A 25,112-nucleotide genomic window follows, 5' to 3' on the forward strand; every position below is an offset into this window, starting at 1 on the left:
TGGAGTTCTGATGAGAGTTATATCTTTTTGTGCTTTGGTTGTGGCGCTGGGGCTTGGCAGTGCGGCTGCGCAGCAAACCCCAACAACAACCACTACAGCAGCGCCTGCTGCGACTGTAAATTCTGCGTGGCAGTTGTTGCCGCAAGACAACTTGCTGTATCTGGAGACCGATCAAGGCCGTATTGTAATTTTGTTGGCGCCTGCGTTTGCACCTGAACATGTGAAACGGGTGAAAGAACTGGTCAAAGCCGGATTTTATGACGGAGTGACTTTTTATCGGGTGATTGAAGGTTTTGTTGCTCAGTTTGGTGTGCCGGAACATGAGTGGGGCAGTCGCGCCAAATTAACGCCGATGAAAGCAGAGTTCAGCTGGCCAGTTCGTAGTGGCGATCCTTATCTTTTAGTACAGCGGCCCGATTTATTAGCAGAAGAAACAGGCTTTAATCAGGGGTTTGCAGTGGCTCGTGAGCAAAATCAGGAATGGTTAGTGCATTGCCCTGGCGTAGTCAATATGGCTCGAGCCAATGAACCTGACACCGCTGTGGCAGACATTGCCATTATGATGGGGCAGGCGCCACGTCATCTGGATAAAAATATGTCGGCCTTTGGTAAGGTGATTTGGGGCCAGTATGCCTTGAATCGTATTCGCCGTGGTGACACTGCAGATGGTGGGGTTATAGGTTCTGCGACCGCTCGTTCTGTGATTAAACAAGCCCGTTTAGGGTCTGATTTAGCGCCAGAGCGCCAGCTACAACTAGAATGGCTAAGCACCACCAGTTCAGAATTTTCACAGTCACTGGCCGAGCGACGCTCTCGTACCCATGTGTTTTATCAGCATAAAGGCAACGGCAATATGGATGTGTGTTATCCACAAGTACCGGTGCGTGAGGTAAAACCAGTATAAAGCCTTTTTATACTCAAGTGACTCGATGTTGCAGTCAACAAAGCTGCTGCTTTAAGGGCGATGAGTATAAACAAAGAATTTACTGGTCGATAACGACCTTTTCAGTCATTATGTGCGCCTTTTCTGTGGCGCTCCAAGGGGATTGCAATGAACTACGAATTAACAGCTGACGATTTAAACAAACTCAGTTTATTGGACGCTGAACAGCGTTACGACTACTTCATTCAGGCAGTAGCCGATCTGGAAAAGATCTGGATCCTGGTTGATGAAGAAGGTTTTGTATTGGTTGATGCGGATGAAGAGCGTTGCATTCCGGTATGGCCACATGCTGAATTAGCAGAACTGTGGATCAATGGTGACTGGGCTCAGTGTCAGGCTCAGGCAGTTGATATTGCCACCTGGTTAGACAAGTGGACCAACGGCTTAGACGGTGACGAATTAGCTATCGCAGTATTCCCACACGCGCAGGAACCTGGTGTGGTGATTGGCCCTGAAGAGTTCGCTGAAACTCTGATTGAAGCGACACAAGACAACGAATAACAGTTATTTCCAATAAAATAGAGGGTAGAAGTTCTGCCCTCTATTTTTATCCGCGAAGCTATTGATAACAATTCTTGATTAGATTATGATGCACGCAATTCAATACGCAGGTGCATTTATGTACGTTTGTCTTTGTAAAGCCGTTACAGATAAAGCCATTCGCCAACAGGTCGAAGCAGGTGCTTGTTCTATGCGTGAGCTGAAGCAGAATTTGGGTGTAGGTACTCAATGTGGCAAATGTGTCTGTCAGGCCAGCGATATTCTGGATGCGGCTTTATCGAAACATGCTTCACAGCAACGTATTCCAGTGTTGATGATTAATAATTCGCGTCCTGCGGCTTAATTCATTTCTAAAACCTCTTAATTTCTAAGCACTATTTTTCATTTTTATGCATAAAATCAGCATTTAAAGTTAAATGAGCTGCATTTTTTGGCATGACTGGGCATAATATCGCTATCTTCTCCTGAGGTAAGCTTTATGACTAAAATTGCTAAGGTTGCGATAGTGGGCGGCACCCACGGCAACGAATTCTCCGGTATTTATGCTATTCGCCAGTATCAGGCCAATCCTGCGTTGATAAAGCGTGCAAGCTTTGAAACCAGCACTGTGTTTGCCAATCCTGAAGCCTTTAAAGCCAACAAGAGATATATCCATAGCGACTTAAACCGTCAGTTTAAAACTGTTGATTTGGCTAACCCTGATTTGACCAACTACGAGCAAAGCCGCGCCAAAGTGATCAATGAGATTCTGGGGCCAAAAGGCAATGCCAAAACCGATCTGGTGATTGATTTACACAATACCACCAGCAATATGGGCGCTTGTCTGATCATGACGCAAGCCGGGCCTTTTTATAATCAGCTGGCCGCTTATGTGAAGATGAAAATGCCCGAAGCTATTATCTCCCGCGATGAGGATCATTTAGCGGCTGAAGATCACGCGCTGATGTGTACGCTGGGTCGTTATGGCGTGATCGTCGAAGTAGGACCGCAATCTCAGTCTGTGCTGCGTCAGGACGTGCTGGAGCAAATGCATGAGATGACAGCCCATATTCTGGACTTTGTGGAGCTGTACAACACCCAGAGCCTGCCTGCGCTGCCAAAACGCACTGAAGCTTATCTGTATTTGCATAGCATTAAATTGCCGATGAATGAAAAAGGCGAACGTTTGGGCATGGTGCACAAAAATGTGCAGGACAAGGATTATCATCCTATCCACCCTGGCGATCCGATCTTCACTTTATTTGATGGCACTGAAGTGCCCTATGATGGCGATAAAGTGGTGTATCCCACCTTTATCAATGAAGCCGCTTATTATGACAACAATCTGGCGATGTCACTGAACGACAAAATCTGGATTGAGCTGGAATAATCCAGCGAGCCATTGACAAAGGAGCCAATCGGCTCCTTTTTGCTATCCGCTGATCACAGCTGAACGTAGCTGGCTTTTTTCTGGATAAGTTCAATGGCGTAGTTGTCCGGGTCGCGCACAAAGGCGATTTCGGTTGTGCCGCCTTTGACCGGGCCAGGTTCGCGGCTGATCACGCCACCTTTAGCGCGGATCAGCTCACAAGCTGCATAAATGTTGTCTACTTCCAGTGCTATATGGCCATAAGCCGTGCCTAACTCGTAACTGTCGACGCCCCAGTTGTAGGTCAATTCCAACACCGCACCTTCGCTTTCATCACTAAAACCAACAAAAGCCAAAGTGTACTTGTACTCAGGATTTTCTGAAGTACGTAACAGTTTCATGCCCAATACTTCAGTGTAAAAGGCCAGAGAGCGTTCTAAGTTCGTCACGCGAAGCATGGTATGTAAAATGCGCATAAAATTTCCTTCATCGACTTTTTCACCGATTTTAGCATGCCGATATGCAGGGGAGCATAGTTGCATCGCAAAAACAGGACGGGCTGTGCCTCTGTATCGACAGTCTGTTATCTCTTAGTCTTCCTGATAAGCCGCACGCTGCAGTCGGTTTTGCACTGCAGCCCATTCATCGCCCGCTGGGGGCAGTTCTAGCAGGATAAGTTCAGCACCACTCTGATCGGCCTGATAAAGCTGCTTATACAAGACACGGCCATAATCCTGCGCATTCCTTGGCATAGTGGTGTGCCAGTACGGTTGTGCATTGAAGGACAAATTACTGAACGACAGCACCGCAAGTTTTAACTTTGTGCCAGTCAGTAATTCATCAAGCTGTGTGGCTGAGACACAACGTAAACTGGTTTTGGGCTGGTAATGCGCGGCCACATTGCCTGAAACTTTTACCTGATGCTGCAAAGGGCTCTGCACCTTCTGCCCCAGCACTTTTTCTAACTGTGCTGGGCAGATGGGGCCTGCGCGCAGCACCTGAATCGCGCCATCAACCAGACTGACAATAGTAGATTCAAGACCAAACTCACAATCCCCACCGTCCAGCACGGCATCTAATTTACCAGCCATAGTTTCCATCACCTGCTGTGCGCTGGTGGGGCTTAATTGTTTGTATGGATTGGCCGATGGCGCTGCCACCGCAAGCTGATGGCTGGCTAACAGCTTGAGTAACACCGGATGAGCGGGCACCCGTAAACCTATGGTATCCAAACCTCCAGTCACAACACTATCCACATGGTCGGCTTTTTTCAGTAACAAAGTCAGAGGGCCTGGCCAAAAGGCGTCGGCCAGAGCAAAAGCCTCTGCCGGGATATCTTGTGCCCAGTCGTGCAGAGCGCTTGAGGCATGCAGATGCACTATCAGCGGATGATCAGAAGGTCGGCCTTTAGCGGCAAAGATGTTATTCACTGCGCTTTTATTGCAGGCATCCGCCGCCAGGCCATAGACTGTTTCTGTTGGCACAGCAACCAGCTTGCCTTGTTTCAGAAGCTCAGCCGCAGTCGCTAAATCCTCGGGCAGTTCTGAGTGTAACATCAGGGTATTCAACACAATTAAACTCCGGTACTTCGTGGTCATTGATTAAGGATTACAAAGCGGGCAATGGGCTGGATCAGCAAAAGCTTCAGATGGAAACTCCTGCTCGGTATGGCCACAGCAATCACATTTTTTCAGAAAGTATTTCACGCGCTGCGTTGGATAAGTGCAGACGGAGCAGGGCAGACCTAATTGCAGCTCCTTGCGCCAAAAGTCGGGTGCTTGGCACTTCGGGCAAAGAGCCTGTAAGCGTTCAGCCAGCTGTGCTGCGGCTTGCTGAATATACTGCTGCCGGGATGGACAAAAGTGCGCGCGTAAATCGGGAGATAGACGAAGGCTTTGAGTAAGCTGCGTTTCTGAATTCAGCAACTTAGCCTGCTCTAAAGCCTGGCAGACAGCGTTAAAACCGATCAGGCCTTTGATCACCCCTGTGCTGTGACTGATGATCCAGCCTTGAGCTGCATCATGCTGCAGCAGATGCTGATGCAGCACATTAAGCTGATCGGTTTCGAGATCAGACAAGGGCACAGGGCCACTGGCTGAGGCAATGATGTAGTGATCCCTGCTGCTGTCATACCAGCACAAGAGTTCATAGTCCCAGTTCAGTAAACCTGCTGCCGGGCCACCACCAAAGCTGCCCTCACTGCCTATGCCAAAGCTCAAACCGCTGATTTGACAGGCCAGTTTAGCTTTGGTTTTGACGCAGTCCAGTGGGCTGAGTGTGCGTGGGACTTCACCGGAAAAGGTGCCCAAAGTATCTGTATCAAAGCTGTCTGTCAGCTCCACTATAACACCAGCCCGTGCTAAGGCTGGTGTTATCAGCGGCAACTTATGATGTTTGGTCAGCAAGGACGCCCGTTGCTCTTTATGCGTCATCTATTGCCCTTGTCCTAACGTAAAACCCGGCTCACCATTAAAGCTGCACAGGTTCTCAGTTTTTATCACATCCAACTTATCGCCCGAGATTTGGCTAAGCAGGCGGATAATGTCGCTGTAAGCGAGTTGTGTCAGGCCAGGCCTGAGCATAAAACGGCAGCGCCAGTGATCGGTGCAGAAGGTTTCAGGAAAGCCATCAGGCCAGACTTTGACTCCTCTGTTGGTGATCATTTGTAGCTCCAGTTCTGTCGTTTCCAGCTGCCTCAGATGCTGCGCCAGTTCGTCGGCACTGTGCTGGTGCTGATGTAAAAAACATCAACGCCGACCAGAATTTTCTCTGCAGCGGCCTGCGGTTGGTAAGCGACAGTCACAGCGTTTTGCTGTTGAGTTGAATTCTGATAACTCACTGCGCTAAATCTCTGAGGTTCGGTTCCCAGCCGTGCTATCACAGCTTCGGCAAATTGGTCGGTTGTAACCAGCACCTTGGTGTACTCACTTTTTAAGTCTTTGGTATGAATGCCATCTTCAATAGTTTTTAACCAGGCGTTATGTATTTTTTGCGCTATATCCGCCTGACCTATGTGCACCAGCATCATCACCGCCGCCAGTAATAAGCCACTGGGGTTGGCGATATTCTGACCTGCAATATCAGGAGCACTGCCATGAATAGCCTCAAACATCGCCACATGCTCACCTATATTGGCACTGCCTGCTAAGCCAATACTGCCGGACAGTTCAGCGGCGATATCACTGATGATGTCACCGTATAAGTTGCTGGTGACTATGACATCAAAAAGCTCTGGCCGTGTTGCCAGGCGGGCGCTGCCTATATCTATGATATAGCGGTCTTGTATTATATCGGGATATTCTGCGCCAATCTCCTGAAACACCTTATAAAACAAACCATCGGTCATTTTCATGATGTTGTCTTTCACCATACAGGTGACTTTTTTACGGCCATGATTACGGGCATATTCAAAGGCGTAGCGGATTATTTTCTCACAGCCAGGCCTTGTGATCAGTTTAAGACATTGATACACCTCATCGGTTTGCCGGTGCTCAATACCGGCATACAAGTCCTCTTCGTTTTCTCTGATGATCACCAGATCCATATCCGGATGTAAGGTATGCACATAAGGTGAGTAGCTGATGCAGGGTCTGACATTGGCATAAAGCCCCAGCGTTTTGCGTATGGTAACGTTCAGACTTTTATAACCAGAGCCCGAGGGAGTTGTGATAGGACCTTTGAGAAACACTTTGGTCCGGCGCAGGCTTTGCCAGGCATCTTGTCTGATACCTGAGCTATGACCCGCCAGATAGACCTGTTCGCCAATATCAATAGATTCAGTCACAATCCGCGCTTTAGCAGCGCTTAAAACTTTTAACGTAGCCCGGGTGATTTCCGGACCTATGCCATCTCCCATCGCCACAGTGATAGCGACCTCTGCACTGTGCTGCTGACTACTGTGGTTTTTATTGATTTCGTGATAAAGGCATTCGTTACTCATGATTTGACACTCCATTTTGCGATTGAGCGCACTTTATGTGAATGGATGTATAAATAAAAATACTTTGTTCTAATTGAATCTATAGCTTTAAAGCTATAGATTGGAGTTGTGTTTCATCTGATTGAGTTTCTCTCATGCCAGCCTTAACTCTTGCCCGATTTCAGCGTATTACTCCACAGCAACTGCGGGCTTTTGAAGCCACAGCCCGATTATTATCTGTGACCAAAGCAGCGCAGGAACTCTATGTCAGTCAACCTACGGTATCTGTGCAGTTGCGGGAGTTAGCTATCACCACTGGGCAGCGATTATTCGAGACCACGGGCAGACAAATTCGCTTAACTCAGGCCGGTGAAGAGCTGTACAAAGCGGTTCGTGAAGTAGCGGCGTGTTGGCAGCGCTTTGAATCCAGAATTGCAGAAATTAACGGTTTGATCAGTGGGCGTTTGCGCATTGCGGCGGTGACGACAGCAGAGTACTTTGTGCCTGACTTATTAGGACCATTTTCTGCAGCACATCAGGGTGTAGAAATTGAGCTGGCTATTGAAAACAGAGACAGAGTGGTGGGGCGCCTTACTCAAGGCATGGACGATCTGGCGGTGATGATGATGCCTCCGGATGACTTACCTTTGGATCGGATGCAGTTCCAGATTAACCCGCTAGTCATTATCGCATCTTCAAAACATGCTTTAGTCAACAAAACTGTTGATCTCAGTGATTTAAGTAATGAGCGCTGGTTGATGCGCGAGCCTGGCAGTGGCACCCGAATGGCAGCGGAGCAGCATTTCACAAAGCACAACTTTAAACCTAATGTGGTGATGAGTTTAGGCAGTAATGAAGCCATAAAGCATTCGGTGGCGGCTGGTTTAGGTATCGCTGTCTTGTCGCAGTTGGCCGTACAACCTGCTTTATGGCCTGGCCGCTATGCTGCGGCAGCCACTAGTCAAAACTCTGTGCCATTAGACTCAAGCGCCCTGCTGCAGGCCGGGCTCGGCATAATGCACGTGAAAGATTTCCCTATTCTGCGGCATTGGTCCGTAGTGTGGCGCAAAGACAACCCGCTATCGGCAACAGCCCGGCATTTCCTTGATTATCTTCAGACTTCACAAGCACAACCATCATCCTAGTCATGCTGCATCATGAAGGATGGGGGCACGTTGACCGGGCAGGAGTGAAACTATCAGGGTCAACGACTCTATTCCTGAATATTGGTCTGATCATCAGCGTATTGCTGTGTAGTTCATAAAAGTCTTAAATACCGCAAATTCGGCAATAATTGCAAAAATGATACTTTCTTGAATTATTACTGTATAATCACCAAATACACCTGTATAGAAACAGCCTAAAGATGTTTAACAAAACAATTAAATTAGAAAATGAAAGACTAAGGAAGGAGTTGTCAGAGGCGCACTCTGTGATTTCAGCCATCAAAGGTAGTCTTGCATTTATACAGTTCTCGCCTGATGGCTATATCCAGAATGCGAACGAACTGTTTCTGCTGACTGTCGGTTATTCGTTATCTGAAATAGTAGGTAAACATCACTCGATTTTTTGTGACTCACACTATTCTTCAAGCTATGAGTATAAGAACTTTTGGTCTGAGCTCGCCTCTGGAAAAGCTAAGCATGGAACATTTCGCAGAAAAACTAAGGCTGCAAAGTCTATTTGGTTGGAGGCGACTTATTTTCCCGTTCACAACCACGACGGAAAAGTCACAAACGTTATTAAAATTGCTTCGGATGTAACAGAGCAAACCGCGGATCTGGTTGATCAACATGCTATATATTCTGCGCTGGACAAAGCGATGGCTATTATCGAATTTACCCCTGATGGTGAAATTGTTCATGCCAACGACAACTTCTTGCAGGTCATGGGATATCAACTTTCTGACATTATTAACAAGCACCACAAGATGTTTTGTGATGATAGTTTTTACAGGGAGAACCCAGAGTTCTGGAGAGATCTGGCGGGAGGTAAACTTAACTCGGGTAAGTTTAAGCGCTACGATGCCAGAGGCCGTGAGATATGGCTTGAAGCCAGTTATAACCCGGTAAAAGATGACGCTGGCAACATCATCAAAGTGATAAAGTTTGCCACCGTCATTACCGACCGGGTTATGCAAGCCATGAGGACAAAACAAGCGGCTCAGATTGCCCATGACACAGCATTACAGACATTTAATATCGCTGAACAAGGGAAAAGTCATATTGGGTTCTCTTTAGATCTGGCGAGCGAAATATCTGAAACCGTTTTGGCGACTAATCAGGTTATTCAACGATTGGGTGATCAGGCAAAAGAAATTTCCAGTATGGTGACTATGATCCGCTCTGTTGCAGAGCAGACTAATCTACTTGCTCTGAATGCTGCTATCGAGGCGGCAAGGGCTGGTGAGGCGGGGCGCGGTTTTGCCGTAGTTGCAGATGAAGTCAGGTCTTTGGCTTCCAGAACCAGTGCTGCAACGAATGACATAGCTAAGGTTGTGGCAAGAAACCTTGAAGTCACGGACCAGGTGATGCAAGCAATTAACTCTATAGATGGCTTAAGCAGCCAAAATGGAGAAAAAATAGTGCAGCTGTCCAGCATTATTATGGATATAGAAAAAGGTGCACAAGAGGTTGTGCAGTCTGTATCTGCGATCCAATAATAATAAGAGTGTAAAGTTTATAAGGGCATGACGTTGAACTGGCGCCCTGAATAATACGTTTACTCTTCTGTTTTCTCTTTGAACTCGCAAAGGTCTTCAATGATACAAGAGCCACATTTAGGTTTGCGTGCCACGCAGGTATAACGGCCATGCAAAATCAGCCAGTGGTGAAGGTCGAACATAAATTCTTCTTTATTTGGCGTGTTGCGGATAATACTTTGTTCCGTTTCTTCAACCGTTTTGCCTTTAGCGTAGCCGGTGCGATTGGCGACGCGCTGGATATGCGTATCGACCGCGATAAAGTATTTGCCCTCGTTATCCTTGAGCCAACCGAAGGCTGTATTTAAAACTACATTAGCCGTTTTGCGGCCTACACCAGGTAATGCTTCTAGGGCTTCACGGTTTTCCGGCACTTCGCCATTGTGCTTATCCAGCAGAATACGACAGGTTTTAATCAGGTTTTCTGCTTTGGAGTTAAAAAGCCCTATAGTTTTGATGTACTGCTTTACCCCATCCACGCCCAAATCAAAAATAGCCTGCGGCGTATTGGCGACAGGGTAGAGCAGACGGGTGGCCTTATTGACACTAACGTCTGTGGCCTGAGCTGATAACAACACGGCCACTAGTAATTCAAAAGGTGAATTAAACTCCAGCTCAGTGGTGGGTTTGGGGTTATTCTCCCGCAGGCGCTGTAAAATCTGAATGCGTTTTTCTTTATTCATTGGGTTCTGTTTAAATCTCTAAGCCTTTCACTGGGCGGACACTTGCGTGACCCGTGCTCTGCTGATTTTCTGCTCTGCAGGTTTAGCTTTGGCTGCGGCTCGGGCATCTATAGCATTTTTACCTGCAATCAAAAATCCCATCACTAAAAAGGCGCCAGGTGGCAAAATCGCTAATAAAAACTGATGGTCGGCCTGATACAAATGAATAGTCAGTACTTTTGCCCAATCACCCAGCAATAAATCGGCACCGGCGAATAGAGTACCAGCACCTATCACTTCACGAATGGCTCCTAAAGTGCAAAGCACTAACGCAAAACCTGTGCCCATCATCAAACCATCAAAAGCAGCCGGTAACACGGCATTCTTGGAGGCATAGGCTTCGGCGCGACCAATCACTATGCAGTTGGTGACAATAAGCGGAATAAAAATACCCAAGGCCTGGTACAGGTTGTATAAAAAGGCATGCATTAATAACTCTATTACTGTGACCACAGAAGCAATGACCATCACAAAAACCGGGATACGGATTTCATTCGGTACATAGTTACGAATAAGCGACACTACAGTATTAGTGCTGAGTAACACCAGCATAGTAGCCAAACCTAAGCCTAAGGCGTTGGTTAAACTGGAGGTGACCGCTAATAAAGGACAAAGCCCCAATAACTGCACTAACCCTGGGTTATTTTTCCACAGGCCCTGACGAATTATTTCCTGATAGTGATTCATTGCTTCAGGCTCCACAATCGGCTGGCAAGCTGGCCAGTTCAGGATGTTGCTGAATATAAACTGCAGCGTTTTTCACCGCTTTTACAACAGCGCGAGGCGTAATAGTAGCACCGGCAAACTGATCAAACTGACCGCCGTCTTTTTTGACCGCAAAACTTTTATCTTCGGCAGAAGCGACGGTCTGGCCATTAAAACTCAGTATCCAAGGGGTTTTACGCAGCTCTACTTTATCGCCAAGGCCTGGTGTTTCTTTATGGCTCAGAACCCGTACCCCAATCACTTCGCTGTCTGGACTAATAGCTGCCAACACCTCAATAGCACCACTGTAACCATCTGGTGCTGTGGTCTCCATCAAATAGGCTTTGAGCTGGCCTTCAGTGCGGTAACGGTAGATTTTTTGTTTAGCATCTTTTCCCAATAACTGGGTATCGAGCACCGCGACACAGTCCTTCAGTATGTCGGTATTGCCTGCAAGTTCTGGCATAACTTCCACCAAAGTATTCAATTTACTGGCGAGCTGTTGCTGTTCAATTTCTGTTTTGGTGATTTCATTGACAGCGGCTACTGCAAAGACACAAAGTACAGCCGCAGTTCCAAGTAACAGCGCATTTTTACCAACAGAACTTAGCATCAGCGCGCTCCTTTGTGTTTATGGCCATAAGTGCGTGGTTGGGTGTAGTAGTCAATTAAAGGCACTGTCATATTGGCCAGCATGACGGCAAAAGCAAAAGCATCCGGATAACCGCCGTAGCTGCGGATCAAAAATACTAAGACCCCTATTAAAGCACCAAAAATCAAGCGGCCTTTCTCAGTAGTGGAGGCGGATACCGGGTCTGTGGCAATAAAAAATGCTGCCAGCATAGTGGCACCCGAAAATAGCTGGAATACCGGGCTGGCATTGGTATCGGGGGAGATCAGCCATGCCAGTACACTGCAACCAAATAACGAGCCTAATACAGCCACAGGGATACGCCACTGAATGACTTTTTGCTGCAGTAAAAACAAACCGCCCAGTAAATAGGCTACATTCACCCAAAACCAACCTTCACCAGACAACCAGCCAAATACAGGTTTTTTTAAACTTTCTGCGGTGGTGTAACCCTGCGACAGATCAGTTTTTAAAGTATCCAAAGGCGTCGCCATACTGATGCCGTCCGCATCCTGACGGAGTTGGCTGACACTGTAACCGCTGCAGCTAAAGTCGGTGAAAATAGCGCAGACAGCATCAAGTGGGCCTACAGTGACGTGCTGTACCGGAGCTGCCGGTAACCAACTGGTCATAGGTAGAGGAAAGGACACCAGCAGCAGCACATAAGCTGCCATGGCTGGGTTAAACAAGTTATGACCTAAGCCGCCGTACAATTGTTTTACAACGATAATGGCAAAGGCAGTGCCTATCACCACCAGCCACCAGGGGGCGTAAGAGGGGATAGCAACAGCCAGCAATAAGGCTGTCACTAAGGCGCTGTGATCCAGCAGTTTAACTTTGATTTTTTTACTACGAATAGCCAGTACAGCGGCTTCACAGCAGAGTGCTGTGACGATCGCGAGCACCAATTGAATAAGCACGCCATACCCAAAAAAGTATGCTTGTACGGCGATACCGGGCAGCGCGGCAAGTGCAACGAGTTTCATCAGTTGAGCCGTGCTTTTTTGACTGTGCTGGTGCGGAGAGCTGGCGATTTTAAAACTCATAACGGCTCACTGTTTTGTTGTTTTTTAGCTTTGGCTCTGGCTATTGCGGCTGCAATAGCGGCTTTTTTTGCATCTTGTTCAGGCGTTGACTCTGTGGGCACTGCAACGGGCTCTGCCACTTCAGACGCAGGCGCTGTTTCCGCCTGGGTTTGCTCCGCCAGCTTTTTCGCCTTAGCACGGGCTATAGCGGCAGCCACTGCGGCTTTTTTCGCATCGGCATCAGAAGCCGCTGTCTCTGCAGGAGCCGATTCTGCCGCTACTTCAGATTGAGCTTCTGCTTGCTTTTTCGCCTTAGCACGGGCCAAAGCTGCTGCTATTGCGGCTTTACGCGGATCTTCAGTCTGCTCTGAGGTTTGAACCGAAGCCGGTTCTGCGGTTTGGGCTTGTTGTTTCTGCTGTTGATAAGCCAAAGCTTCGGCTTTTTTCCGTTCACGCTCGGCAATAATTTGTTCTTTGTCCAGAGCTGGCGCAGTCTGCTGTTGAGTACGTTCTAATGCTTGTTGCACCGCCGCTGCGGTTTGACTGGCCAAACCGCTGGCCTGTTGCTGGGCGACGCGCTGAGCGGCCAGTTGCTGGTTACGTTCCAGACGTTCTTGTTTCTCACGTTCCAAACGTTCAGTGCGGGCGTCAAAACGAGCTTTAGCTTGTTCAGCTTTTAAGGCTTCACGCTGAGTTTCACGTATTTCTGCCTTAGCAACACGGTAATAATGCACTAGCGGAATTTCGCTGGGGCAGACATAAGCGCAGGCACCACATTCAATGCAGTCAGATAAATTGTATTCCGCCAGTTTGTCCTGATCTTTGGCTTTGCTGTACCACAATAGTTGTTGTGGCAATAGGCTGGCTGGACAAGCGTCAGCGCAAGCGCCACAGCGAATACAGTCCATTTCCTCACTGGCTGCGCCTAATTCGTTTTCGGTGGGCGCTAAAATGCAGTTGGTGGTTTTTACTACAGGCACGGACCAGTCTGCTATGGCAAAACCCATCATCGGGCCACCAACAATGATGCGCTGCTGCGGTTCAGGCTGAAATCCGCAGGCATTCAGTAAGTCGGAGATAGGAGTGCCTATCAGCGCCAACACATTTTGTTGTTGCGCTAAAGTTTCGCCTGCGACTGTTACGACGCGGTGGATCAGCGGAATATCATCCAGCACCGCTTGCGCTATCGCAAAGGCAGTTCCAACGTTTTGCATCACTATACCGATATCTAAAGGTCTGCGCCCTGCTGGCACTTGTTTATTAGTCAGCAACTGGATCAATTGTTTTTCGCCGCCAGAGGGATACTTGGTTGGTACTTCGCGAACAAAATAATTAGAACGTTGACCTATGGCTGCTTTTAACGAAGCGGCAGCTATCGGCTTATCGTCTTCAATCCCTATTAAAACAGCTTTAGGGCTTAACAGTTTTACCAGAATTTCAATACCGGCAATAATGTCGCTGGCACGTTCCTGCATCAGCAGATCATCGGCTGTGATATAGGGTTCACACTCGACTGCATTAATGATCAGATAATCAACAGGTTGTTTTACGTTCACTTTAATATGCGTCGGGAAACCCGCACCGCCCATACCGGAGATACCTGATTCCTGAATACGTTCAAGCAAAGTATAGGCATCCACTTGCTCAGGATCTAAAGGCTTACGAGGGCGCCATTCGTCCATGCCATCCGGCGCCAGTACTAACGCAGGTTCAGCTAAGCTCGACGGGTGGGCACTGGTATGAAGTTCAATCGCTTGCACTATGCCTGAGGTTGGCGCATGCACAGGCACCGCCATGGCGTTATCGGCTTGAGTTAAAGCCTGACCTTTGAGCACCCGATCGCCGACTTTGACCAGCACTTTGCCTGCCACGCCGATATGTTGGCGCAGTGGGATGTATAAACGGTCAGGAATATCCAAAAGCGCTACAGGTTTTTGGTTGGTGCGTTCTTTACGGCTTGGAGGATGAATACCGCCGTGAAAGTCCCAGACTTTTCCGGCCTGGATGTGTTGAAATAAAGTAGGCAATTTACGACTCCAGCACTTTTACCGGGATAGCATTTAAGTCCCACTTCCAGCGCTCAATACTGCTGGCTAATGGCACCATGTCTATGCAATCCACAGGACAAGGTTCAACACATAAATCACAGCCAGTGCACTCGTCGACAATCACAGTGTGCATCTGCTTGGATGCACCAACAATAGCGTCAACAGGGCAGGCCTGAATACATTTAGTACAGCCAATACACTCGTCTTCGCGGATAAAAGCGACACGCTTGACCGCCGGAGTTTGTGCTGCGTCCAAAGGCTTGGCTTCAACGCCCATTAAATCGGCCAGTTTTTTAATAGTCGCATCGCCACCCGGCGGACATTTGTTGATGTCGTCGCCATTGGCTATTGCTTCGGCGTAAGGCCGGCAGCCAGGGTAACCACATTGACCACATTGAGTTTGCGGTAAGATCTCATCAATTTGTTCAACCAGCGGATCAGCATCCACCTTGAAGCGGATAGCGGCGTATCCCAGCACAGCACCAAAAATCAGCGCCAGAATACCCAGAGCCCAGAGGGCTGTGATAATAGACATTTACACCTTCACCAAACCAGTAAAGCCCATAAAGGCCAACGACATTAAACCCGCAGTGATCATGCCGATAGCGGCGCCTTTAAAAGAAACTGGCACATCGGCAGCAGCCAGACGTTCACGCATAGCGGCAAATAAAATCAATACCAAAGAAAAACCAACCGCGGCACCAAAGCCATAGACCACGGAAGAGAAAAAGTCATGGCGGGCATTCACGTTCAGAATTGCCACCCCTAATACCGCACAGTTGGTGGTGATCAGTGGTAAAAAAATACCTAACAGACGGTACAGCACCGGGCTGGTTTTATGCACTACCATCTCGGTAAATTGTACAACAACAGCAATCACCAGAATAAAAGCCAAAGTGCGCAGGTACAGCAAATCCAGTGGTTGCAATATGTAATAGTCCACCAGATAACTGCAGAGCGAGGCTAACGTCAGTACAAAAGTGGTGGCCATTGACATGCCTATGGCGGTTTCGAGTTTTTTTGATACACCCATCACAGGGCATAAGCCGAGAAACTTCACCAGTACGAAGTTGTTCACCAGTACAGTGCTAACCAGCAACAGCAAAAATTCCGACATAAAAGAACCCCAGAAAAAAGTCGCGCTATTATGAAGCTTTGTAAGGTCTGAAACAACAGCACTGAACGCGAATTGCTCTTATCTGAGCCTACTGAGCTAGCAGAATTCAGCTCAAAATCAATCGATGCAGGATTTGCGGGCAACCATAAAGGCCGCCCCGATAATAATTCTAATTAAAATCAATCAACTGTAGGGGCGGGTCTTGTACCCGCCCATCTACACGAAACCGCTGTGTCCATTGACGGGCCGGGACAAGCCGGCGCTCAGATGTTGTTTGTTTATACGGTAGTGTGGTTCAGATAGATTGTTGTGAGAAGCTTTATTCCAATGGTGCAGGCTTACTGAGATAGTACCCCTGGATCCCGTCAATTAATAATGACTCCAGCATTTGTTTTTCTGCGGCAGTTTCAACATTTTCTGCCAACACCGCCACCCCGATGCGATGCGCCAAATCGACCATAAGGCGGACAAAATACTGATTGTTTTTATCTTCTTCAATTTGTCGGGTGTAGCTGCCGTCCATTTTGACAAAGTCAGGTTTTAGATCACGGAAAAATTTAAAGGACGTAATACCTGCGCCAAATTTTTCTACTGTAACTCTGGCCCCACACTGATGCAGCATATCAATCAGGCGTTTGCTCAGTTTCAGATTCTGTTGCAAACCCCATTCGCTAATTTCAAACACCAGCCGTGACGTTAATTCAGTTTCTTTTAGTAAACGTCGTTCCAGATAACTGATAAAGCCTTCGTCTTGCACCGCATGAGCGGACAGATTCAGACCAAATATTTGGCCAGGAGTATTGGCAACCAAAGTCAGGGCTTGTTCTATGATCAGCTGTTCTAACTCAATCAGCTTGTCGAGTTTCTGCGCCATATCTAAAAACAGAGCGGTAGGCAGCAGTTGATCTTCGTTACTGCGAAAACGCACTAATAACTCGGAATAGGTTTTGCTGGTTTTATTCAGTGGTTGAATAGGCTGTGCCAGTAAACTTAACCGCTGACCTTGCAGCACATCGTCAATTAAACTGCGCCAGTTTTTAGTGCTAAAGGACGACTCTGCTGTTTGCTCCTGACTATCGGTAAACAGATACCACAGGTTCGTTTGTTTATTGGCCTTACTTTGTTTAGTTTTTGCCAGACCCAAAGCAGTATCCGCCATCGCCAGCAATTCACCCAAAGGTTTGCCCTGAGCCACTTGTACTAAACCTGTTAACGCCACTGAATCCAGTTGTTTTTGCTGCTGGTAGCTGTCGAAATTTTGCTGCAGTAGCACGACCAGCTCTTCGGTTTGTTCTGTGGTCATTTGTGGAAATAACACACAAAAGTCTGTGTTATTTAAACGGAATAACGGACTTTCATCATTGAGTTGCGGCAGTTGCTTCAATAAGTCAGCCATCTCTTTGATATATAAATCACCGGCAAGATAACCTTGTTTATGATTAATTTGAGGCAGCGCATGGCAACGGACCAATAAAAATATCGACTGATGCACTGCATTCGCCGCTTTGAGTTGCTGTTCGTAATAACGCACAAACTGTTGTCGGTTTGGTAAAGAGGTCAATTGATCATAAAGCGCCAGCTCCAGCAAGTAGTCAGTACCAGAGGTGGTGCTTTGAGGTTGTAATGGTTGTACTACAGCAGGAGCCTGCTGCACAGCCGCTTCTATCGGATGAGGGGGCAGGGCTTTGGGCTTTTTGGGCCGGTTCGGTTGCAGGTAATAAGGCAAGACACCCAAAAGCAGTGGACCAAAAAATAAAAACAAACTAAAGAGTTCAAGCGTGCGGAGTTGCTCAGCTAACTGCGGCAAAAACTCGACCTGTAAATTATGGGCTTGATCTTTCACTGAGGCAGGAGTCAAAGGGCGATCAAACTGAGTCAGGATCCAGGAAGAAAAGGCGTGTTCAGGCAGAGTATTGCTTTGTTCGTGCAACACCACCCCATCCAGTTGGCTGACTTTTAAATAAGGCAGGTCAAAACTGCTGCTCAGCTGACGGGTCAGAATTTTGGTATCGCCAGTGAGATCGCTGGCTAACATTTGTTGAATAGCACTGTAATGCAGCTGATATAAACTCTGAATTTGCTGAGCTGCAGCAAACCAAAACAACCAAAGCGCCAGCAGTGCCGATACCAAAGCAGCAGCCCAGTGACTTAAGGCAATAAAGGATGGAGACTTCATAGCTGGCAACCCATACTGAATTTTTTATCCACGCTTGAACATCGAAAAGTAAGCTTAAGTTATTTCAGAAAAAAACACTAAGGAAAAGAGACAATTAAGAGAGGAAACAAGATGTACTTTAGGTGGCTCCCCAGGTTGGACTCGAACCAACGACCTACGGATTAACAGTCCGCCGCTCTAACCGGCTGAGCTACTGAGGAACTGTGTTCTGCAACGGGGCGCAATACTAATGCCCGTCTTAAACACTGTCAACACTTTGCCTGAGGCTTTTTCACAAAAGAAGTTTACTTGCTGCTTGTTTAGCCAACCCTGGTCGAAAAGCTGTGCAACTATGAATTTTGCATATGCAAAAGCTATTCGTCAGTCCGTGGCGGCATTGGTTTTTGCCAAAGTCAGGCCACTAAAGGGCTAGCGTAAGTTACCCACAGAATCTGTGGATAAGTCTGTGAGTTGTTGTGTTGATGGGCATGCTAAGCCTTAACAGATAAGGCTTAGCGACAGATCAATAGGTTTGCGACTAATTTTTTATTCCTTACAAAACAAAGGCTTATAAATCTGAAACAACTGAAACTTTATGCAAAACTACAGGACAGAAACAAAATTTCTCTGTAAAAGCAGATTGTGAACATTTTTTCTATTTCTTGTTCAGTTTTACACCAATTTGGTCGCATTGCTGGTAGTGCCCTCTGTTACTTTTCTCTACAATAGCGCCACTTGCGCTTAAGCTGACTGTTATGACTCAATCCACTTCGAAACGTCCTGATCTGCTCAAAGGTGATATTCAGGCCACGATGAAACAAATGACGGTGCCTGTGTTGTTTGGCATGATCACCTTAATGTCCTTTAATCTGGTCGATACCTTTTTTATCAGTATGCTGGGCACTGCAGAACTTGCAGCTGTCAGTTTTACTTTTCCTGTTACTTTTACCGTCATCAGCTTAGCTATTGGCCTGAGTATTGGTACTTCAGCTGTGATCGCAAGAGCCTTAGGCAGTGGTGATGAACAAAGTGCCCGTAGTGATGGTTTGGCGGCGTTATGGTTATCTGCTTATTTAGTCATTGCCTTATCTATAGTGGGTTACCTGACCATAGACCCTTTATTCCGTTTGTTGGGAGCAAAAGAAGATACCTTGCCTTTTATCCACGACTATATGGATATCTGGTTTTTTGGTGCGGTGTTTTTAATCACCCCTATGATTGGCAATGCCGTCTTAAGAGCGGCAGGGGACACTAAAACGCCTAGTATTCTGATGGCTTGTGCCGGTCTGTTAAATGCGGTTTTGGATCCTATTCTGATATTTGGCTGGGGTCCGGTGCCAGCTATGGGGGTGGCCGGAGCTTCATTGGCCAGCCTGATTTCCTGGTTGTTAGGTTTTGGTCTTATTTTGTATTTACTGATGGTGCGTCGCAAACTGATCGATACGGGGCATCAGCCTTTTGCTGAATTTATTACCATCAGTCGAAAAATTCTGCATATAGGTTTACCCGCAGCGGGTGCCAATATGTTAACTCCATTGGCAATGGCTATTTTAACGGCCTTAATGGCCAGTTATGGCGCCGAAGCAGTGGCAGCTTTTGGCGTAGGTGCCCGTATTGAAAGCATTGCTTCTTTAGTAGTGCTGGCGCTTTCCATGACTTTGCCACCTTTTATTAGCCAGAACTACGGTGCTTGTGCTTATGATCGTATTCATACGGCCTACAGAAGTTGTATCCGATTTATTCTTGGATGGCAGTTTTTGGTTTATCTGGGGTTAGCCGCAAGTGCCTGGGTGGTGGCAGATGTCTTTACTGAAGATCCGTTAGTAGCGCAGTATATCCGTTACTTTATCTGGATTTTGCCTTTAGGTTATGGCCTACAAGGGATCATTATTCTGACGAACTCTTCTTTTAATGCGCTGCATTTACCCCTGAATGCATTACAACTGAGTGTGATCCGGCTTTTTGTATTCTATGTACCTTTTGCCTATGTAGGTGGTTTGCTCGGTGGCGTAGTCGGGGTGTTCGCAGGTGGACTGATTGCCAATGCATTTACCTCTAGTCTGGCGTATTACTGGTTCAAACGTAAACTGGCAGCTTTAACTTTAAGTGGAGAATCCTGATGAGCCGTGATTTCGAGTTGGTCTCCAACTATCAACCTGCAGGCGATCAACCGAGCGCAATCGCTAAGCTGGTCGACGGCCTGGAGTCTGGTTTAGCCCATCAAACCTTATTAGGGGTCACTGGCTCAGGTAAAACCTTCACTATGGCGAATGTGATAGCCCAGGTAAACCGACCTACCTTGATTATGGCGCACAATAAAACTCTGGCAGCTCAGCTTTATGGTGAGATGAAGGAGTTTTTTCCGAATAACTCGGTGGAGTACTTCGTATCTTATTACGACTATTACCAGCCAGAAGCTTATGTACCGGCCAGTGACACCTTTATTGAGAAAGACGCTTCTATTAATGAGCATATAGAGCAGATGCGTTTGTCCGCCACCAAAGCGCTGATGGAAAGACGGGACGTTGTGATTATCGCCTCGGTGTCGGCTATTTATGGTTTGGGTGACCCTGAATCTTATATGAAGATGCTGTTGCATCTGAAAGTAGGCGACATAGTTGATCAGCGCTCTATCCTGCGTCGTCTGGCCGAGCTGCAATACAACCGCAACGATGCGGCCTTCGAGCGTGCCACCTACAGGGTGCGTGGCGATGTGATTGACGTATTTCCGGCTGAGTCGGATGAAATCGCAGTGCGTATTGAGCTGTTTGACGAAGAAATTGAGCGCATCAGTTTATTTGACCCGCTGACAGGTTCGGTCGAAAAAGTAGTGAGCCGCTACACTATTTATCCAAAAACGCACTATGTCACACCAAGAGAGAAAATTCTCGAAGCGACAGAGCGGATTAAAGTAGAGCTGAAAGAACGCCGTGCCCAGTTGCTTGCTGAGAACCGTTTGATAGAAGAGCAGCGTATCGGCCAGCGCACCTTGTTTGATTTAGAAATGATGGTGGAACTGGGCTATTGCTCAGGCATCGAAAACTATTCACGTTACTTGTCGGGCAGAGCTGAGGGCGAGCCACCGCCAACTTTGCTGGACTATTTCCCGGCCGATGGCCTGATGTTTATCGACGAGTCACATGTCACTATTTCACAAATTGGCGCTATGTATAAAGGCGATAGGTCGCGCAAAGAAAACCTGGTGAATTATGGTTTTCGTCTGCCGTCCGCTTTGGACAACAGGCCGCTGAAGTTCGATGAATTTGAGTCTATTGCACCGCAGCGTATTTATGTCTCTGCGACACCTGCAGATTACGAGTTGAAACAATCGGCAGGTGAAGTGGTAGAGCAGGTGGTGCGGCCGACGGGCTTAGTCGACCCTGTGATTGAAATCCGTCCTGTGGCGACTCAGGTGGATGATTTAATGTCGGAAACTATGCGCTGCGCCAAATTAGGTGAGCGGGTATTGGTCACAGTGCTGACCAAAAAGATGGCTGAAGACTTAACCGATTACTTAGCGGGCCACGGCGTCAAGGTGCGGTATTTGCACTCGGACATAGACACTGTCGAGCGGATGGAAATTATCCGGGATTTGCGTTTAGGTGTGTTTGATGTACTGGTCGGTATCAACTTACTGCGGGAAGGTTTAGATATTCCGGAAGTGTCGTTAGTGGCAATACTGGATGCGGATAAAGAAGGCTTTTTACGTTCAGAGCGGTCGCTTATTCAAACTATGGGACGTGCTGCGCGTAATCTGGCGGGTAAAGCAGTACTGTACGCCGATCGCATTACTGGTTCTATGCAGCGTGCTATAGATGAAACTGAAAGGCGGCGCGCGAAACAGATCGCTTATAACGAACTGCATGGTATTACACCAACTGCTATTAAGAAGAAAGTGTCAGATGTGATGGACTTGGGCCAGGACGCCGATTTGCCGAAAGTAGCGGAAAAAATCAAACTGGCCAAAGGCAAAACACCTTATCAGCTGCAGGCTGAAATTAAGCAACTGGAGCAAAAAATGCTGCAGCATGCCAAAGATCTGGAGTTTGAACTGGCAGCGCAATTGCGCGATCAAATTCATCACTTACGCGAAGCTTTGCTGGAGATTTAATCAGATCCATCGGGTTTTTCCTGTTTTATATGGTTATCTGTTTGATATTTATACATTTATTTACAGGTTCGTTCAGAGAGCATTAACTTTCAGAAGTTTACACTGCCTGCGTTTTCTCAACCAAAAGGTAGTACTTATGAAACGTTCTATGCTCGCTTTACTTATCGCTGTAGTGTCAACCGGTGCAGCAGCGAACAGCTATCAAAATGAATCTTCAGTCGATTATGGCAACAGTGAGATCAATGGTGTTGATTTGGATCTGTGGCAACTGAAGCATCAGTATTTCTTTAATGCAGTAGACACTTCAGGCAATACGCCGCGCGCTGAAGCTGCATTTATCAATAAAAACGCCAGTGTTTTCGGTACTTTATCTCGTTTGTCAGCTGATTCTGAAGATCAAAACGGCTGGTCAGTGGGTGGTGAGTATATGGACCAAAGCCATAACTTCTACGGTAAGCTGGAATGGCTGCATTACAGTGGCACAGACTATCAGGAAGTCGATGGTACTGTAGGTTATTTCATCAGCAACGATTGGTTAGTGGGTGCTATTTTTGAGCACAGCCGCCCGGATCAAGGTGGCAGTAGCACAAACTATGGTGTGATGACTAAAAAGTTATGGGATTTAGGCACTGGGGATATGATCAACCTGGAAGCCAATATCCTGGATTACCGCAATGATTCGGCCACCCGCTATGGTGTAGGCGCGGATTACTACTTCGGTAAAAACTTCTCTGCCGGTGTAGGTTATCAGTGGATTTCTGATGGTGTATTAAGCGAAAGCGAAGATAGCCTGAGCTTACGTACTAAGTGGTTTGCTCTGCCAAACTTGTCGTTATCAGCCAGCGTTGCTTTTGATGCGCTGGAAACTGGTGATGATGTGTATCAAGTAGGCGCAAGCTACCGCTTCTAATCTTCTTGCCCGTCGTATTTGGCGTCGCAGCGTTGTTGGCTGCGGCATCTCGCCCCAGTCGCATAGTCAGCTATGCTCCTGGGGTCTCGATGTCTTGCCGCCTAGCTGCAACACCAACTACTTATGGCAATATCAGTTATAACTGAAGTGATGATTTAAGAAAGGAGCCGCAAGGCTCCTTAGTCTTTTCTAAGACCATTAACTCGAGGTCAATTGCTGCCAGATGGCTTTTGCTACCGGGCCCAGTTGTTGATCTTTATGCCGTACCAGCGCCACGTCCCCCTGAATCAACTTTGGAAATTCCATCGGCTTTAGCTGCACCAAAGCACCGCGAGCTAATTCATCCGCCACTTGGTGACGTGCCACCATGCCCCAGCCTAAATGAGCTAACAGGGCTTGTTTCATGCATAAACTGTTGTTGACTTTGACCCGCCGGGCCGACTGCAAGGGCAGCAATTTCCCGCTATCAAAATTTAACGCTTCTGAATTTGCGACCAGTTGAGGCAGTTCTGCCAATTGCGCCTGATGAGTTAAAGGCTCCCCCAGTTGTTGTAAAAACTCGGGGCTGGCAACACATAAAATATCAAAACTACCAATGGCGACGGCTTCAAAGTCGCCCAAACTGATAAACACCGGATACCAGGGGCTGATGGCTAAATCCGCTTGCTGGTTTTTCAGCTTTTCCAGCGCTTGCAGCCGGTAATCGCAACTTAACAACAATTCGGTATGAGGAAATTGTTGCTGCGCTTGTCGTATCGCGCTCATAAAGGGGGTTAGATCCACAGCTTCATCAAAAGCCAGGCGCAAACTAGCTTCAGCTCCACGGCTTAAATGCTGAGCTAAAGACTTCAACTGAGCACTTTGATGCAGAAGTTGTTGAGCTTGTTGATAAAAACGTCGTCCAGCTTCAGTAAATTGCAGGCGATATTGACTCCGATCCACTATAGTAAAACCGCATTCCTGTTCCAGCTTCTTCAGCGCCATGCTCAATGCTGGTTGGGTTTTATGGAGTTTTATCGCGGCCTGCAGCAGGCTTTCACTGCTGGCGACGGCATCGAGAATATAAAGCTGAGTCAAGTTCATCAATTATTCTTATGTAGAAATGAAATAAATATAAATTTTAATGTTAATTGTGCTTTTGTATAGTGCAACGATAAAAGAAGCTGCGTAGCAAGAAAAAGGGAAGGGTATACATGTCCAAACAGATGATGATAAGTGCGCTTTTGTGTGTGGCCGCTGTTGCAGGCTGCTCCAAGCCGTTAGAACCTGTACAGCAAAATCAGAACAGACCAGTGAAATTGCATCTGGTACAGGATGGTCAGCAAAAACTAATTCGCCAGTTCCCTGCCATAGTCGAGCCTACTGAAAATGCCCGTCTGACCTTTAGGGTTAGCGGTAAACTCACCCAATTTTCTATCCGGCCCGGTCAGGATGTGAAAAAAGGCGATGTGTTAGCCCGTTTAGATGCCACTGATTTTAAATTGAAGGTCGAGCAGGCGCAGGCCCGTTATCAGTTATCCAAAGCGCAGTTTGACAGAGCGGCCAGTTTGATAGGCCAAAAGCTGGTATCGCAGGCAATGTACGATGAGGCCAAGGCCCAGTTGCAAGTAGCGGAAGCTGATTTAAAAACTGCTCAGACCAATTTGTCCTACACCGAAATGGTGGCGCCTTTTAGCGGCATAGTGTCGCGTTCTTTAGTAGAGAATCATGAGAACGTCGCCGCTCAGCAAGCCATTCTGGAATTACAACTCAAAGGTATGGTGGACGTCGTCATTCAGGTCCCTGAGGATGTCATAGCGCTGGTGAAAAAAGACATCAGTTATCAGCCTGATGTGATTTTTGATTCATACCCCAGCTTAAGCTACAAAGCCAGTATTAAAGAATGGGATACCAGAGCGGACACCGCCACAAACAGCTTTAAAGTGGTGTTTAGTATGCCGGCACCGGAAGAATTTAATGTGCTCTCTGGCATGACTGCTAATGTCGTGGCTGATATGAGCCAACTGATGCGCGCTCAGGCCTCTGTGGTTGTGGTACCTGCCACAGCGGTATTTGCGGCTAATGATCAGCCTGTGGATGCTACAGAACGTTTTGTCTGGGTCTATAGCGAAGGTGTAGTCAACAGACGAGCTGTCAGTGTTGGGCGTTTAACTGAGCAGGGGATCGAGGTATTAGCCGGCTTAGCTGCTGGTGAGCAAATCGTCACTGCTGGTGTAAATCAACTAACAGAAAACCAGCAAGTACGGCCATGGCAACGTGAGCGGGGTCTGTAAGTT

The 25,112-nt window shown here is 47.3% G+C and carries 23 protein-coding genes, 1 tRNA gene and 2 pseudogenes; 11 read left to right on the forward strand and 15 right to left on the reverse strand.

The features are described 5' to 3' along the window. Positions 1-10: 10 nt before the first annotated feature. From WH43_RS10805 to WH43_RS10820, 4 genes are all read left to right on the forward strand, one after another. Positions 11-904 carry a peptidylprolyl isomerase gene (locus WH43_RS10805; protein WP_053424609.1) on the forward strand — a complete coding sequence of 298 codons (894 nt, stop codon included), beginning with the start codon at positions 11-13 and terminating at the stop codon, positions 902-904. A 147-nt stretch (positions 905-1,051) separates the two neighbouring features. After that, positions 1,052-1,444, forward strand: a complete 393-nt coding sequence (locus tag WH43_RS10810; RefSeq protein ID WP_053424610.1) for a DUF2750 domain-containing protein — start codon at positions 1,052-1,054, stop codon at positions 1,442-1,444. Between the two features lie 118 nt (positions 1,445-1,562). Then, positions 1,563-1,787, forward strand: a complete 225-nt coding sequence (locus WH43_RS10815) for a bacterioferritin-associated ferredoxin (protein WP_053424611.1) — start codon at positions 1,563-1,565, stop codon at positions 1,785-1,787. A 135-nt stretch (positions 1,788-1,922) separates the two neighbouring features. Then, complete coding sequence (locus WH43_RS10820; protein ID WP_053424612.1) at positions 1,923-2,813, forward strand: aspartoacylase; 891 nt, start codon at positions 1,923-1,925, stop codon at positions 2,811-2,813. A gap of 53 nt (positions 2,814-2,866) precedes the next feature. Here WH43_RS10820 and gloA read toward each other — a convergent pair whose 3' ends face one another. The 5 genes from gloA to WH43_RS10840 all read right to left on the reverse strand — a co-directional run bounded on the left by gloA (position 2,867) and on the right by WH43_RS10840 (position 6,732). Next, positions 2,867-3,268 carry a lactoylglutathione lyase gene (gloA, locus tag WH43_RS10825; protein WP_053424613.1) on the reverse strand — a complete coding sequence of 134 codons (402 nt, stop codon included), beginning with the start codon at positions 3,266-3,268 and terminating at the stop codon, positions 2,867-2,869. 114 nt (positions 3,269-3,382) lie between these two features. Next, entirely contained in the window at positions 3,383-4,363 is a 981-nt protein-coding gene (locus WH43_RS10830) for an L-threonylcarbamoyladenylate synthase (RefSeq protein ID WP_286049671.1), read from the reverse strand. Positions 4,364-4,393: 30 nt separating this feature from the next. Beyond that, entirely contained in the window at positions 4,394-5,224 is an 831-nt protein-coding gene (locus tag WH43_RS10835; protein WP_053424615.1) for a DUF6671 family protein, read from the reverse strand. Further along, on the reverse strand, positions 5,225-5,503 hold the full coding sequence (locus tag WH43_RS20670; RefSeq protein WP_353504801.1) for a hypothetical protein: 279 nt from the start codon (positions 5,501-5,503) through the stop codon (positions 5,225-5,227). After that, entirely contained in the window at positions 5,488-6,732 is a 1,245-nt protein-coding gene (locus tag WH43_RS10840; protein WP_286049672.1) for an NADP-dependent isocitrate dehydrogenase, read from the reverse strand. Before WH43_RS10840 ends, WH43_RS20670 begins: the two co-directional genes overlap by 16 nt. Positions 6,733-6,866: 134 nt before the next feature. On the opposite strand from WH43_RS10840, the gene WH43_RS10845 reads away from it, so the two are divergent. The 3 genes and pseudogenes from WH43_RS10845 to WH43_RS21210 form a co-directional block, all read left to right on the forward strand. Then, positions 6,867-7,856, forward strand: coding sequence for a LysR family transcriptional regulator (locus WH43_RS10845; protein WP_053424616.1), 990 nt, complete (start codon positions 6,867-6,869; stop codon positions 7,854-7,856). 221 nt (positions 7,857-8,077) lie between these two features. Next, a pseudogene (locus WH43_RS21205) lies at positions 8,078-8,839 on the forward strand (PAS domain-containing protein); the annotation flags it as partial. 180 nt (positions 8,840-9,019) lie between these two features. Further along, positions 9,020-9,373 (forward strand): annotated as a pseudogene (locus WH43_RS21210) (methyl-accepting chemotaxis protein); the annotation flags it as partial. Between the two features lie 59 nt (positions 9,374-9,432). Here WH43_RS21210 and nth read toward each other — a convergent pair. The 9 genes from nth to WH43_RS10895 form a co-directional block, all read right to left on the reverse strand. Next, positions 9,433-10,095: an endonuclease III gene (gene nth / locus WH43_RS10855; protein WP_053424618.1), complete on the reverse strand. Its 663-nt coding sequence runs from the start codon at positions 10,093-10,095 to the stop codon at positions 9,433-9,435. A 27-nt stretch (positions 10,096-10,122) separates the two neighbouring features. Further along, the gene (locus WH43_RS10860) at positions 10,123-10,821 is read right to left on the reverse strand and encodes an electron transport complex subunit E (RefSeq protein WP_053424715.1); all 699 of its coding nucleotides are present in this window, start codon (positions 10,819-10,821) and stop codon (positions 10,123-10,125) included. A gap of 4 nt (positions 10,822-10,825) precedes the next feature. Continuing rightward, positions 10,826-11,452: an electron transport complex subunit RsxG gene (gene rsxG, locus WH43_RS10865; RefSeq protein ID WP_053424619.1), complete on the reverse strand. Its 627-nt coding sequence runs from the start codon at positions 11,450-11,452 to the stop codon at positions 10,826-10,828. Then, positions 11,452-12,516, reverse strand: a complete 1,065-nt coding sequence (rsxD, locus tag WH43_RS10870) for an electron transport complex subunit RsxD (RefSeq protein ID WP_053424620.1) — start codon at positions 12,514-12,516, stop codon at positions 11,452-11,454. Before rsxD ends, rsxG begins: the two co-directional genes overlap by 1 nt. Then, positions 12,513-14,522 carry an electron transport complex subunit RsxC gene (rsxC, locus tag WH43_RS10875; RefSeq protein WP_053424621.1) on the reverse strand — a complete coding sequence of 670 codons (2,010 nt, stop codon included), beginning with the start codon at positions 14,520-14,522 and terminating at the stop codon, positions 12,513-12,515. The genes rsxD and rsxC overlap by 4 nt, the downstream gene beginning before the upstream one ends. A 1-nt stretch (position 14,523) precedes the next feature. Continuing rightward, on the reverse strand, positions 14,524-15,078 hold the full coding sequence (gene rsxB / locus WH43_RS10880) for an electron transport complex subunit RsxB (RefSeq protein ID WP_053424622.1): 555 nt from the start codon (positions 15,076-15,078) through the stop codon (positions 14,524-14,526). Further along, positions 15,079-15,660 carry an electron transport complex subunit RsxA gene (rsxA, locus tag WH43_RS10885; protein ID WP_053424623.1) on the reverse strand — a complete coding sequence of 194 codons (582 nt, stop codon included), beginning with the start codon at positions 15,658-15,660 and terminating at the stop codon, positions 15,079-15,081. It abuts the gene before it with no gap. 319 nt (positions 15,661-15,979) lie between these two features. Next, a complete protein-coding gene (locus WH43_RS10890; protein ID WP_053424624.1) occupies positions 15,980-17,836 on the reverse strand; it encodes an EAL domain-containing protein in 1,857 nt (618 codons plus the stop codon). Between the two features lie 123 nt (positions 17,837-17,959). Beyond that, positions 17,960-18,036: transfer RNA gene (locus WH43_RS10895), tRNA-Asn, on the reverse strand. 534 nt (positions 18,037-18,570) lie between these two features. Here WH43_RS10895 and WH43_RS10900 point away from each other — a divergent pair. The 3 genes from WH43_RS10900 to WH43_RS10910 all read left to right on the forward strand — a co-directional run bounded on the left by WH43_RS10900 (position 18,571) and on the right by WH43_RS10910 (position 22,836). Continuing rightward, positions 18,571-19,935, forward strand: a complete 1,365-nt coding sequence (locus WH43_RS10900) for an MATE family efflux transporter (protein ID WP_053424625.1) — start codon at positions 18,571-18,573, stop codon at positions 19,933-19,935. Next, positions 19,935-21,926: an excinuclease ABC subunit UvrB gene (gene uvrB / locus WH43_RS10905; protein ID WP_053424626.1), complete on the forward strand. Its 1,992-nt coding sequence runs from the start codon at positions 19,935-19,937 to the stop codon at positions 21,924-21,926. The genes WH43_RS10900 and uvrB overlap by 1 nt, the downstream gene beginning before the upstream one ends. 136 nt (positions 21,927-22,062) lie before the next feature. Continuing rightward, positions 22,063-22,836, forward strand: coding sequence for a putative porin (locus tag WH43_RS10910; protein WP_053424627.1), 774 nt, complete (start codon positions 22,063-22,065; stop codon positions 22,834-22,836). Positions 22,837-23,034: 198 nt separating this feature from the next. Here WH43_RS10910 and WH43_RS10915 read toward each other — a convergent pair whose 3' ends face one another. Next, positions 23,035-23,919, reverse strand: coding sequence for a LysR family transcriptional regulator (locus tag WH43_RS10915; RefSeq protein WP_053424628.1), 885 nt, complete (start codon positions 23,917-23,919; stop codon positions 23,035-23,037). Positions 23,920-24,029: 110 nt separating this feature from the next. Between WH43_RS10915 and WH43_RS10920 the strand changes: the two genes are divergently transcribed. Beyond that, positions 24,030-25,109 (forward strand): efflux RND transporter periplasmic adaptor subunit, encoded by a 1,080-nt coding sequence (locus WH43_RS10920; protein ID WP_053424629.1) that lies wholly within the window; start codon positions 24,030-24,032, stop codon positions 25,107-25,109. Positions 25,110-25,112: the final 3 nt, after the last annotated feature.

The organism is Rheinheimera sp. KL1, from assembly GCF_001275035.1.
GTDB classification, from domain to species: domain Bacteria; phylum Pseudomonadota; class Gammaproteobacteria; order Enterobacterales; family Alteromonadaceae; genus Pararheinheimera; species Pararheinheimera tangshanensis.